Genomic DNA, 13856 nt, shown 5'->3' with positions numbered 1-13856 from the left:
GCACAAAGGAGCGCCACCATGGCCAACCTGACAATCAAGAATCTGCAAAAAGGCTTTGAAGGCTTTTCCATCATCAAAGGCATCGACCTGGAAGTAAACGACCGCGAGTTCGTGGTGTTTGTCGGCCCGTCGGGCTGCGGCAAATCCACGTTGCTGCGGCTGATCGCCGGCCTGGAAGAAGTCAGCGGCGGCACCATCGAACTCGATGGTCGCGACATCACCGAAGTCAGTCCGGCCAAGCGCGACCTGGCGATGGTGTTCCAGACCTACGCCTTGTACCCGCACATGAGCGTGCGCAAGAACATGTCGTTTGCCCTCGACCTGGCCGGCGTGCCAAAAGCTGAAGTCGAGAAGAAAGTCGGCGAAGCGGCGCGCATCCTTGAACTCGGGCCGATGCTGGAGCGCAAGCCGAAGCAACTCTCGGGCGGTCAACGTCAGCGCGTGGCCATCGGCCGCGCCATCGTGCGCAATCCGAAAATCTTCCTGTTCGACGAGCCGCTGTCCAACCTCGACGCCGCTCTACGTGTGCAGATGCGTCTGGAACTGTTGCGCCTGCACAAGGAACTGCAAGCCACGATGATCTACGTGACCCACGACCAGGTCGAAGCCATGACCATGGCCGACAAGGTTGTCGTACTCAATGGCGGCAAAGTCGAACAAGTCGGCTCGCCGCTGGATTTGTATCACCAGCCCGCCAACCTGTTTGTCGCCGGTTTCCTCGGTACGCCGAAAATGGGCTTCCTCAAGGGCAACGTCACCCGCGTCGAGAGCCAAAGCTGCGAAGTACTGCTGGACGCCGGCACCCGCATCACGTTGCCGCTGAGCGGTGTCAACCTGAGCATCGGTGGCGCGGTCACCCTGGGCATTCGCCCGGAACACCTGAACCTCGCGCAAACCGGCGACTGCACCTTGCAGGTCACGGCGGACGTCAGCGAACGCTTGGGCAGCGACACCTTCTGCCACGTCGTGACCTCGTCCGGCGAAGCGTTGACCATGCGGGTTCGCGGCGACCTGGCCAGCCGTTACGGCGAGACGCTGAGCCTGCACCTGGACGCCGAACACTGCCATTTATTCGATGCCGACGGCGTGGCGCTGACCCGCCCGTTGCGCGTTGCCGCCTGATTGTCGCGGCCTGATTTCAGAGAGCATGTGATGAAACTCAATAAACAGAACCTCAACCGCCTCGCCCCTGAGGTAGCCCTGCCCGCCTACACCCTGAGCGACACCCGCCAAGGCATCGCGCACATCGGCGTCGGCGGGTTCCACCGGGCGCATCAGGCGTATTACACCGATGCGTTGATGAATACCGGCGAAGGCCTGGACTGGGCGATTTGCGGCGTCGGCCTGCGCGCCGAAGACCGTCGCGCCCAAAGCGATCTCAAAGAGCAGGATTACCTGTTCACCCTGTTCGAGTTGGGCGATACCGACGACACCGAAGTTCGGGTCATCGGCGCAATTCGCGACATGCTGCTGGCCGAAGACGGCGCGGCAGCGCTGATCAACAAACTCGCCAGCCCCGAGATCCGTATCGTTTCGCTGACCATTACCGAGGGCGGCTACTGCATCGACGACAGCAACGGCGAGTTCATGGCCCAGCTACCGCAGATCCAGCACGATCTGGCACACCCGGACGCACCGAAAACCGTGTTCGGTTTTCTCTGCGCCGCGTTGGCCAAACGCCGTGCAGACGGCACGCCTGCGTTCACCTTGATGTCCTGCGATAACCTGCCGCACAACGGCGCAGTCACCCGTAAAGCGTTGCTTGCGTTTGCCGCCCTGCGCGATGCCGATCTGCGGGACTGGATCGCCAGCACTGTCAGTTTTCCGAACGCGATGGTCGACCGCATCACGCCGATGACGAGCACTGAACATCGCCTGCAACTGGCCGACAAACATGCGCTCGACGATGCCTGGCCGGTGGTCTGCGAACCCTTCGTGCAATGGGTGCTGGAAGACAAGTTCGTTAATGGCCGGCCGGCGTGGGAAAAGGTCGGCGTGCAGTTCACCGACGACGTCACGCCTTACGAAGAGATGAAGATCAAACTGCTTAACGGCAGTCACTTGGCCCTCACTTATCTCGGTTTTTTGAAGGGTTACCGTTACGTTCACGAAACCATGAACGACCCGCTGTTCGTGCGCTACATGCGTGCCTACATGGACCTGGATGTGACCCCCCAACTGTCACCCGTGCCGGGGATTGACCTGACCGAGTACAAGAACACCCTGGTGGCGCGCTTCTCCAATCAGGCGATTGCCGATCAGTTGGAGCGCGTGTGTTCGGACGGCTCGTCGAAGTTTCCGAAGTTCACCGTGCCGACGATCAATCGATTGATTGCTGATGGGCAGGAGACCAAACGTGCGGCCTTGGTGGTAGCGGCGTGGGCCTTGTACTTGAAGGGCATGGACGAGAATGGCGATACCTACGGCATTCCTGATCCGCGCGCGGCGTTTTGTCAGGCGCTGGTGGCTGATGATGCGTTGATCACTCAGCGGTTGCTGGAGGTTGAGGAGATTTTTGGTACGGCGATTCCGCATTCGCCGGAGTTTGTGGCGGCGTTTGAGTGGTGCTGCAACAGCTTGCGGGATGTTGGGGTGACGAGGACGTTGGAGCGGGTGTTGGCTGACTGATCGTTCCCACGCTCTGCGTGGGAATGCAGCCGGGACGCTCCGCGTCCTATCCAAAAGCGGACGCAGAGCGTCCATTGCGGCATTCCCACGCAGAGAGTGGGAACGATCTGTGCGGGGCACACATGACAAACCAACAACTATTCCTCGGCATCGACTGCGGCACCCAAGGCACCAAAGCCATCGTTCTCGACGCCATCAGCGGTCAGGTGCTGGGCCAGGGTGCCGCCGCCCACACCTTGATCACCGGCGCCAACGGCCGCCGCGAGCAAGACACCTGCCAATGGCTGGAAGCCTTTGCGCTTGCCACCCGGCGCGCATTGCTCGCGGCGAAGGTCGACGGTCAGGACATTCACGGCATCGGCGTTTCCGGCCAGCAACATGGGTTGGTGCTGCTCGACGACCAAGGTCAGGTGCTGCGTCCGGCCAAACTTTGGTGTGACACCGAATCCACCCCGGAAAACGACCGTCTGCTTGCCCATCTGGGGGGCGAAAAAGGCTCGCTGGAACGCCTCGGCATTGTCATCGCACCGGGCTACACCGTGTCCAAACTGTTCTGGACCAAAGAACAACACCCGCAGATTTTCGCTCGCATCGCCCGCATCCTGCTGCCCCATGACTACCTCAACTATTGGCTCACCGGCCGCAGTTGCAGTGAGTATGGCGACGCCTCGGGCACCGGGTATTTCAACGTGCGCACTCGCCAGTGGGATTTGCAACTGCTGCGCGACATTGATTCCACCGGGCGTCTGCAAGCCGCGCTGCCGGAGCTGATCGATGCCCATCAAGCGGTCGGTACGATCCTGCCCAGCATCGCTGAACACCTGGGCATCAACCCGCAGGCGCTGGTCTCCAGCGGCGGTGGCGACAACATGATGGGCGCGATCGGCACCGGCAACATAAAACCCGGCGCTATCACCATGAGCCTCGGTTCTTCGGGGACGGTGTACGCCTATGCTGATCAACCGACCGTCAGTCCGGACGCTTCAGTCGCAACGTTCTGCTCCTCAAGTGGTGGCTGGCTGCCGCTGATCTGCACCATGAACCTGACCAATGCCACCGGTGTGATTCGCGAGTTGTTCGAGCTGGATATCGAACGGTTCAACGATCTCGTCGCGCAAGCACCGATCGGTGCCGAAGGCGTGTGCATCCTGCCGTTCCTCAACGGCGAGCGTGTCCCCGCCCTGCCCCATGCCACCGGCAGCCTGCTGGGCTTGACGATGACCAACCTGACTCAGGCCAACCTGTGCCGCGCGGTGGTGGAAGGCACGACCTTCGGGTTGCGTTACGGACTGGACCTGCTGCGCCAGAATGGCTTACAAAGCCTGCGCATCTGCCTGATTGGTGGCGGCTCGAAAAGCCCGGTGTGGCGGCAGATCGTCGCTGACATCATGAACACTCCGGTGATCTGCACCGAACAAAGCGAAGCCGCAGCCCTCGGCGCGGCGATTCAGGCGGCGTGGTGCACGTCCTGGGAAAACGGGCATGAACACAGCCTGGCGGATCTTTGCGAGCGCTGCGTGAAGCTCGATCCGGCCAGCGAAACCTTGCCGATCGCCGACAATGTGGCGGCCTGTCAGCAGGCCTACGAACGCTATCAACAGCATGTCGCAACCCTTTAAAGAGTGAATAACTATGTACCTGGTGTGTGGCGAAGCGCTGTTCGATTTCTTCAGTGAAGACGACGCCAGCGGCCTGGCTTCAAAAGTGAATTTCAAGGCAATTGCCGGCGGTTCTCCGTTCAACGTGGCAGTGGGTTTGCGCCGTTTGGGGGTGGAGGCTGCGCTGTTTGCCGGCCTGTCCACCGACTACCTCGGCCGGCGCTTGCAGCAGGTGTTGCAGGATGAAGGCGTGCGCCCGGATTACCTGGTGGATTTCGCTGCGCCTACGACCCTGGCGATGGTTGCCGTCGGTGCCAACGGTTCACCTCATTACAGCTTCCGGGGCGAAGGCTGCGCGGATCGGCAGCTGAAAATCGAGCACCTGCCGGAACTGGGACCTGAAGTGCGCGGCCTGCACATTGGCTCGTTTTCGCTGGTTGTTCAGCCGATTGCTGACACGCTGCTGGCGCTGGTGCGGCAAGAAAGTGGCAAACGCTTGATCAGCCTTGATCCGAACGTACGGCTCAACCCTGAGCCGAATATCGACCTGTGGCGTTCGCGGGTTGCCACCTTGGTTGAGCTGGCCCACTTGATCAAAGTCAGCGATGAGGATTTGAGCCTGTTGTACCCCGAGCAGGATCCGCAACGGGTGATTGAAGGCTGGCTGCAGCATCGCTGTCAGTTGGTGTTTCTGACTCGCGGTGGCGAGGGGGCGACGGTGTTCAGCAAGGGCCATGGTTCGTGGTCGGTGCCGGCGTGTTCGGTGAAAATTGCCGATACCGTGGGGGCTGGCGATACGTTTCAGGCAGCGCTGATTACCTGGCTGACCGAGAAGCAGCTGGACTCGGTTGAGGGTGTGCAATCACTCGGCCGCGAGCAGATCGACGGGATGCTGAAGTTTGCGGTGCAGGCGGCGGCGCTGACCTGCAGCAAGACCGGGCCGGATTTGCCGTATCGCCATCAGTTGGATCTTCGCTGACGATCGTTCCCACCAGCGCGTGGGAACGATCAACCGACAATGATGGCAAAGGGCTGGTACGGGCTACAGGCGACTTTCGTCTGTAAATGACTGCGCGTTGCCTTGAACGGGGCGCTTTAATCCTGCACCATCCGCCCCAGCTTATTCAAAGGACGGAATTAAAGGCATGCTGGACGCGAACGCAACCCATATTTCCCTCACGCTGGAGGGCGTTTCCGTTGACCTTCAGGTACTCAGCTTCGTCGGTCGCGAAACCCTCAATCAGCCGTTCTGTTTCGACATCGAACTGGTCAGCGCCCGCCCCGACCTGAAACTCGAAGAGTTGCTGCACAAGCCCGGCTGCCTGACCTTCGGTGCCACCGGCAAAGGCATCATCCACGGTCTGGTGTACCGCATCGAGCAAGGTGACTCTGGCAAAAGCCTGACCCGCTACAGCGTCAGCCTGGTTCCGCAACTCGCCTACCTGCGCCATAACCATGACCAGCAGATTTTCCAGCATTTAAGTGTGCCAAAGATCATCGCTCAGGTCCTCGAAGCGCGCGGCATCCTGGCCGACGCCTACAGCTTCCAGCTCGGCGCGGTTTACCCGGAACGCGATTACTGCGTGCAGTACGACGAATCCGACCTGCATTTCATCCAGCGCCTGTGCGAAGAGGAAGGCCTTCACTTCCACTTCCAGCACGCTGCCAGCGGCCACAAACTGGTGTTCGGCGATGACCAGACGGTGTTCCGCAAACTTGCGCCCGTGGCCTATCAACAAGATTCCGGCATGGCTGCCGAGAAACCGGTGATCAAGCGCTTCAACCTGCGCCTGGAAACCCGCACCACCCGCGTCAGCCGCCGCGACTACGACTTCGAGAAACCACGCATCCTTCCCGAAGGCGCCGCCAAAAGCGAATTCACCCCGGACCTGGAAGACTACGACTACCCCGGCCGCTTCCTCACTCGCGAACGCGGCAAGCAACTGGCAACCCGCGCCCTGGAACGCCATCGCAGCGACTACAAGCTTGCCGAAGGCAAAGGCGACGAACCCGCGCTCGTCACCGGCCACTTCATGACCCTGAGCGAACACCCGCGCGCCGAGTGGAACGACCTCTGGCTGCTGCTGGAAGTGGTGCACGAAGGCAAACAGCCGCAAGTGCTCGGCGCAAACGTCACCAGCGACGTCACCCAAAACAAAGACGATTTCCACCAGGGCTACCGCAATCGCTTCCTCGCCACCCCGTGGGACGCGCACTTCCGCCCTGCCCTCGAACACCCGAAACCCAAAGTCCTGGGCAGCCAGACCGCCACTGTCACCGGCCCACCGGGCGAAGAAATCCACTGCGACGAATACGGTCGCGTCAAAGCCCAGTTCCACTGGGACCGCGACGGCCAGGCCGACGACAACACCAGCTGCTGGCTGCGCGTCGCCACCGGCTGGGCCGGCAACGCCTACGGCGGCATCGCCATCCCGCGCGTCGGCATGGAAGTACTCGTCACCTTCCTCGAAGGCGACCCCGACCAGCCACTGATCACCGGCTGCCTGTACCACAAGGAAAACGTCGTCCCCTACGACCTGCCGGCAAACAAAACCCGCAGCACCTTCAAGACCCTCAGCTCACCGGGCGGCAACGGTTACAACGAGTTTCGGATCGAAGACAAGAAAGGTGCGGAACAGATCTACCTGCATGCCCAGCGCGATTGGGATGAAAACATTGAGCATGACCAGAAGATTCGCGTCGGCAATGAGCGGCACGACACCGTTGAGGCCAATGTTTTCAGCGAGTTCAAAGTTGAAGAGCATCGGATTACCCATCTGGATCGCAAGACTGAGACCCGGGCTGATGATCACCTGACAGTTGCCGTGACTCAGCATGTGAAGGTGGGGACGGCGCAGTTTGTAGAGGCTGGACAGGAGATTCACTACAACGCTGGGGAAAAGGTTGTAGTGGAAGGCGGCATGGAGCTGACGGCCAAGGCGGGCGGGAGTTTTGTGAAGGTGGATGCGGGGGGCGTGACGATCAGTGGCGCCAATGTGAAGGTCAACTCCGGCGGTGGTCCCGGCGCGGGGACGGGGATTCAGATTCTCACTCCATTAATCCCTGGTGCCGCCGCCGCTGCCATTGCGGGGCAACTGTTGAGTGCGCCACCGGTTGGGAAACTCAGTGTCGCTCCTGACTCGGCACCACCTGCGGTGGAAGAAGAGTTTGAGGAAGAGGAAGAAGAGGTCGAGCTGGAAGACATCACCTTACGTGTTGGGATGTTCTTCGATGGGACGGGCAACAACCGCAACAACAGCGAGCGTGTCTTTGGCTGCTTTGCGCCGGACGTGAACCTGGAGGAAGCAGCTGAAGATATTCGTCAGTTCTGTGCGGCTCACGGTTATGACGGAAAGGGAAGTAGCCCGGATAACAGTTATGGCAATGATGTCAGCAACGTCGCCCGGCTCTATGACCTTTACTTAGACCAAAGGGACATAACTCTGCCGATTGATGCTAGGACAGCCAGCCTGCGCGTTTACGTGGATGGCATCGGTACTAGCAGTACCGAAGCTGACTCCACCTTTTCGCAAGGTACAGGCATTGGTGCCCAGGGCGTCCGGGCGCGAGTTGAAGAAACTCCGCCGCTTATTCTCAGGGCTATCCAAACCTTTCAAGACAACAACCCCGATAAGCGGGTGGCGAAAATCGAGTTCGATATCTTCGGATTCAGCCGTGGCTCCGCAGCGGCAAGGGACTTTGCCAATGAGGTATTAAAGGGGAACAAAAGTATCCTCGCCAAAGTGTTGCCGATGGGGGCTCCGATATTGTCGGATAGCTTTGCTTGGACACCGCATTCTGATGTGTCCATAAATTTCATTGGCGTTTACGACACCGTCGCGGCTATTGCCAATCCGCTGGTGGGGGACTGGACTGGTAATAATGCTTATAACCCGGGGATCAATATCCATCTGGCACCCGAGGCGGCCAAGAAGGTCGTCCAATTGGTGGCTCGAAATGAACGCCGTTATAACTTTGCCCTCAACAGTCTTGGCGCGGCCGATATCGTCCTGCCTGGCGTGCATTCAGACCTGGGTGGTGGCTATTTACCCAAGGCGATGGAGCGCATTCTACTCAGCAAACCGCGTAAAAGCCCGGTCGAAGAAAGGACCACTTTCGCTGAAGCCAACAGTTACAAGGTTGCCCAGCAGGACTTGAGACGGTTTCAAGATCAACTGGCCCAATATAACCTTCCGTTGGAAATCCGGACTTGGGAGGTGCCGTTTCGTAGCACTGACAAAGACGATCAAAAAAACATGAAATACGTGTATGCCGCCGTCAGCAGCCAACGCGAAGTCCGCAGTGAGCTGTCCTTGATCTACTTTCGGATCATGCGCGAACTGGCCGTGGAAAATGGAGTGCCTTTTCGACAGATCCCCGAAAAAAATCCGCGACTTGCGTTACCCGCGGACCTCGTTCCCATCTCCGAAAAACTGATGGCCTACGCTCAGGGGAAAAGCAAATCAACCGGGCTGACTCCGCAGGAGGAGGAACTGCTGTTCCAACGTTACGTTCATATCTCCGATAACTGGAACGCCGCTAAAAGTCGAAATAATAGCGATCTGAATATCGTCTTCATTAATCGACCAGACGAAAACTCTGTGCGCACGGTGCATCCTAATGAGTAATTTTATCCGTATCGCTCTTGTCGTTTTTCTGCTCAGTGGCTGCACATTTGCTAGCAGCAGCTCAATGCCTTACAAAGCATGGACTCTGGGGTTCTCGGCTCCTGATTACATGGAGGTCTGGATCGAAACAGCCGATGTCGTCGACATTCAGGACCATGTGTTTCAACGTGCGGCGAGTGGCATCGCGTCAATGCAAGCGCCTCCCAACAACGCCGGCAATCCGCGTGGTTGGCCGAAAAGAGGGCCAGCCGGAGGCGGAAAACGTGTGACAGGGGCGGACTTGCCCCAACAGATCTATGTCCGCTGGCAATCGCTGGTCGAACCGCAAACCTACCTGATGGTGATAAAAATCCCCGAAGCCACTCGAGAGATCATGCGCAAGGGGGAGAAAGTGTTCTGCGCGGCCGATGGGAAATGGATCACAGGTTATCGTGATTCAATCGGCATAAGGCTGGTCCCCGGAGGTATCGCCAGAGTCTGGGTAGGCGGCCCTTGTATGACACCGATTGAGGTAACTACGGTAAAAGCCGTGATTGATCCGCGCGGCCCGTATGAAGGTAAGTCTGGCGGTGAGTACGATTCACTTTCTGATGTGTCCAAAGCCTATGTCGAGAAGTTTGGTGTGCCGTACGACTCTTGGAAGTAAGTCAGAGCTGGCCCTTAAAGTTTCCTGGAGGTGACGGGCTAGCGCGCTGCACATCCTCCAATTGAACATGCGCGGGACGGCGCAGTTTGTTGAGGCGGGTCAGGAGATTCACTACCACGCAGGCGACAAAGTGGTGGTTGAGGCGGGGATGGATCTGACGGCTCGTTTCCTTGAACGAGGCGCTTGAATCCTGCACCATCCGCCCCAGCTTATTCAAAGGACGGAATTAAAGGCATGCTGGACGCGAACGCAACCCATATTTCCCTCACGTTGGAGGGCGTTTCCGTTGACCTTCAGGTACTCAGCTTCGTCGGTCGCGAAACCCTCAATCAGCCGTTCTGTTTCGACATCGAACTGGTCAGCGCCCGCCCCGACCTGAAACTCGAAGAGTTGCTGCACAAGCCCGGCTGCCTGACCTTCGGTGCCACCGGCAAAGGCATCATCCACGGTCTGGTGTACCGCATCGAGCAAGGCGACTCTGGCAAAAGCCTGACCCGTTACAGCATCAGCCTGGTGCCGCAACTCGCCTACCTGCGCCATAACCATGACCAGCAAATTTTCCAGCATTTGAGTGTGCCGAAGATCATCGCTCAGGTCCTCGAAGCGCGCGGCATCCTGGCCGACGCCTACAGCTTCCCGCTCGGCGCGATCTACCCGGAACGCGATTACTGCGTGCAGTACGACGAATCCGACCTGCATTTCATCCAGCGCCTGTGCGAAGAAGAAGGCATTCACTTCCACTTCCAGCACAGTGCCAGCGGCCACAAACTGGTGTTTGGCGATGACCAGACGGTGTTCCGCAAACTTGCGCCCGTGGCCTATCAGCAAGACTCCGGCATGGCTGCCGAGAAACCGGTGATCAAACGCTTCAACCTACGCCTGGAAACCCGTACCACCCGCGTCAGCCGCCGCGACTACGACTTCGAGAAACCACGCATCCTTCCCGAAGGCGCCGCCAAAAGCGAATTCACCCCGGACCTGGAAGACTACGACTACCCCGGCCGCTTCCTCACTCGCGAACGCGGCAAGCAACTGGCAACCCGCGCCCTGGAACGCCATCGCAGCGACTACAAGCTTGCCGAAGGCAAAGGCGACGAACCCGCGCTCGTCACCGGCCACTTCATGACCCTGAGCGAACACCCGCGCGCCGAGTGGAACGACCTCTGGCTGCTGCTGGAAGTGGTGCACGAAGGCAAACAGCCGCAAGTGCTCGGCGCAAACGTCACCAGCGACGTCACCCAAAACAAAGACGATTTCCACCAGGGCTACCGCAATCGCTTCCTCGCCACCCCGTGGGACGCGCACTTCCGCCCTGCCCTCGAACACCCGAAACCCAAAGTCCTGGGCAGCCAGACCGCCACTGTCACCGGCCCACCGGGCGAAGAAATCCACTGCGACGAATACGGTCGCGTCAAAGCCCAGTTCCACTGGGACCGCGACGGCCAGGCCGACGACAACACCAGCTGCTGGCTGCGCGTCGCCACCGGCTGGGCCGGCAACGCCTACGGCGGCATCGCCATCCCGCGCGTCGGCATGGAAGTGCTCGTCACCTTCCTCGAAGGCGACCCCGACCAGCCACTGATCACCGGCTGCCTGTACCACAAGGAAAACGTCGTCCCCTACGACCTGCCGGCAAACAAAACCCGCAGCACCTTCAAGACCCTCAGCTCACCGGGCGGCAACGGTTACAACGAGTTTCGTATTGAAGACAAAAAAGGTGCGGAACAGATCTATTTGCATGCCCAGCGTGACTGGGATGAAAACATCGAGCATGACCAGAAGATTCGCATCGGCAATGAGCGGCACGACACCGTTGAGGCCAATGTTTTCAGCGAGTTCAAGGTTCAAGAGCATCGGATTACCCATCTGGATCGCAAGACTGAGACCCGGGCTGATGATCACCTGACAGTTGCCGGGACTCAACATGTGAAGGTGGGAACGGCGCAGTTTGTCGAGGCTGGACAGGAGATTCACTACCACGCAGGCGAGAAGGTGGTGGTTGAAGGCGGGATGGAACTGACCGCCAAAGCTGGCGGGAGCTTCGTCAAGCTGGATGCGGGGGGTGTGACGATCAGTGGCACCAATGTGAAGGTCAACTCCGGAGGCGCTCCTGGCGTCGGTACGGGTATCCAGATTCTCACTCCATTAATCCCAGGTTCCGCTGCCGCAGCCATTGCGGGACAACTACTGAGTGCGCCACCCGTGGGGGAACTGAACGCCCCTCCTCTGGAGGAGGAAGAGCTTGAGGAAGAGGAAGAAGAGGTCGAGCTGGAAGACATTACTTTGCGAGTTGGGGTGTTCTTTGATGGTACGGGGAACAATCGCAACAACAGTGAGCGCGTTTACGGTTGTTTTGCACCGGATGTAAATCTGCAAGATATGGCGGAGGGTATTCGCCAGTTTTGCGCCTCGCACGGCTACGACGGTAAGGGAAGTAGCCCGGATAACAGCTATGGCAATGACGTCAGTAACGTAGCCAGGCTCTATGACCTTTACTTAAGCCAAGAAGGCATAACGCTGCCCATTGATGTCAAAACGGCAAGTCTGCGAATTTATGTGGATGGAATCGGTACCAGCAGCACTGGAGAAGACTCCACTTTTTCTCAAGGTACAGGCATTGGTTCGCAAGGTGTCCGGACTCGAGTTGAAGAAACACCAGAGCTACTTCTTGAAGTGATCCGTCTCTTTCAAGAGAACAATCCCGATAAGCGCGTGGCGAAAATCGAGTTTGATATTTTCGGGTTCAGCCGCGGATCCGCAGCGGCAAGAGACTTTGCAAATGAGGTGTTGAAGGGCAACCTTAGCATCCTAGCCAAAGCTATACCCACGGGGTCTTCGTTATTATCTGACAGCTTTGCCTGGAAGCCGCAAACCGATGTATCTATAAATTTTATCGGCGTTTACGACACCGTCGCGGCCATTGCCAATCCGCTGGTAGGAGACCTAGACGGAAATAACGCCTACAACCCTGGAATCAACATCTTTTTGGCGCCAGACGCGGCTAAGAAAGTCGTCCAACTGGTCGCTCGAAATGAACGCCGTTATAACTTTGCCCTCAATAGTCTTGGACCGGCGGATATTGTCTTGCCTGGCGTGCACTCGGACCTGGGGGGTGGCTATTTACCAAAAGCAATGGAACGCATCCTCCTTAGCAAGCCACGGAAAAGCGAAGTTAAAGAGAACGTCCCTTTCGCTGAAGCCAACAGTTACAAGCTCGCCCAGCAGGACTTGAGACGGCTTCAAGATCAATTGTCCCAATATCACCTTTCGTTGGAGGTCCGGACTTGGGAGGTGCCGTTTCGGAGTACTGACAAGGACAATCGCAAAAACATGAAACACGTTTATGCCGCAGTCAGCAGCCAACGCGAAGTTCGCAGTGATCTTTCCTTGATCTACTTTCGGATCATGCGCGAACTGGCCGTAGAAAATGGAGTACCGTTTGGCGAGATTGACGAAGGTGAGCCGCGACTTTCGCTACCTGCAGAACTCGTTCCCATTTCCGAAAAATTAATGGAGTACGCTCAGGGGAAAAGCAAAACGACAGGCCTGACTTCACAGCAGGAGGAACTGCTGTTTCAGCGCTATGTTCATTTATCCGATAACTGGAACGCTGCGAAAAATCGAAACAATAGCGACCTGAATATAGTTTTCATTAATCGACCAGACGAAAACTCTGTGCGCACGGTGCATCCAAATGAGTAATTTTATTCGCGTCGCTTTTGCGGCTTTGCTGCTCAGTGGCTGCACATTTGCTAACAGCCAGTCAATGCCTTACAAATCCTGGTATCTAGGGTTCACGGCCCCCGACTACATGGAGGTTTGGATCGAAACGGCGGATGTAATAGATGTTCAAGGCCAAGTTTATAGACGTGCGATGAGTGGCGTCGCATCAATACTTACGCCCCCCAACAACTCCGGCGATCCCCGAGGCTGGCCGAAAAGGGCTGGGATCGGAAGCGGTAAGCATGTTACAGGGGCCGATTTGCCAAAAAAAATCTATGTGCGTTGGCAATCGCTGGTTGAACCTCAAACTTACAAGATGGCAATTGATATACCCGAGTCGACTCGGGAAATAATGCGCAAGGGCGAAAAAGTTTTCTGCGCTGCCGACGGAAAATGGATTACCGGATATCGTCAGTCAATCGGTATAAGACTGGTCCCCGGTGGTATCGCTAAAGTCTGGGTAGGCGGTCCTTGTATGACACCGATCGAGGTGACTACGGTGAAAGCTGAGATTGATCCGCGCGGTCCGTATGAAGGTAAGTCTAGCGGCCACCACCGGCCTCTTTCAGCAGTTTCCAAAGCCTATGTCGAAAAATTTGGTGTGCCATATGGCTCTTGGTAGTGGCCAACCAC

At 57.9% G+C, this 13856-nt stretch carries 8 protein-coding genes; all 8 read left to right on the top strand.

The genetic code is table 11. The features are described 5' to 3' along the window. Positions 1 to 18: 18 nt before the first annotated feature. The 8 genes from ACYZTR_RS13635 (at position 19) to ACYZTR_RS13600 (ending at position 13845) form a co-directional block, all read left to right on the top strand. Positions 19 to 1122 carry an ABC transporter ATP-binding protein gene (locus tag ACYZTR_RS13635; RefSeq protein ID WP_461971607.1) on the top strand — a complete coding sequence of 368 codons (1104 nt, stop codon included), beginning with the start codon at positions 19 to 21 and terminating at the stop codon, positions 1120 to 1122. 30 nt (positions 1123 to 1152) lie between these two features. Further along, positions 1153 to 2628, top strand: coding sequence for a mannitol dehydrogenase family protein (locus tag ACYZTR_RS13630; RefSeq protein ID WP_461971605.1), 1476 nt, complete (start codon positions 1153 to 1155; stop codon positions 2626 to 2628). Between the two features lie 122 nt (positions 2629 to 2750). Beyond that, positions 2751 to 4247 (top strand): xylulokinase, encoded by a 1497-nt coding sequence (gene xylB / locus ACYZTR_RS13625; RefSeq protein ID WP_461971603.1) that lies wholly within the window; start codon positions 2751 to 2753, stop codon positions 4245 to 4247. A gap of 13 nt (positions 4248 to 4260) precedes the next feature. Continuing rightward, positions 4261 to 5205, top strand: a complete 945-nt coding sequence (locus ACYZTR_RS13620; protein WP_461971601.1) for a carbohydrate kinase family protein — start codon at positions 4261 to 4263, stop codon at positions 5203 to 5205. Between the two features lie 166 nt (positions 5206 to 5371). Beyond that, complete coding sequence (gene tssI, locus ACYZTR_RS13615) at positions 5372 to 8854, top strand: type VI secretion system tip protein TssI/VgrG (RefSeq protein WP_461971600.1); 3483 nt, start codon at positions 5372 to 5374, stop codon at positions 8852 to 8854. Further along, entirely contained in the window at positions 8847 to 9500 is a 654-nt protein-coding gene (locus ACYZTR_RS13610; protein ID WP_282479187.1) for a DUF2931 family protein, read from the top strand. Before tssI (ACYZTR_RS13615) ends, ACYZTR_RS13610 begins: the two co-directional genes overlap by 8 nt. Positions 9501 to 9734: 234 nt before the next feature. Then, positions 9735 to 13202, top strand: coding sequence for a type VI secretion system tip protein TssI/VgrG (gene tssI, locus ACYZTR_RS13605; protein ID WP_461979718.1), 3468 nt, complete (start codon positions 9735 to 9737; stop codon positions 13200 to 13202). Then, positions 13195 to 13845, top strand: a complete 651-nt coding sequence (locus ACYZTR_RS13600; RefSeq protein ID WP_461971598.1) for a DUF2931 family protein — start codon at positions 13195 to 13197, stop codon at positions 13843 to 13845. The genes tssI (ACYZTR_RS13605) and ACYZTR_RS13600 overlap by 8 nt, the downstream gene beginning before the upstream one ends. The last annotated feature ends 11 nt before the right edge of the window (positions 13846 to 13856 follow it).

Source organism: Pseudomonas sp. Hz4 (assembly GCF_054898165.1).
Note: the sequence above shows the minus strand (reverse complement) of the source record. Positions and strands in the feature narration are given on the sequence as shown.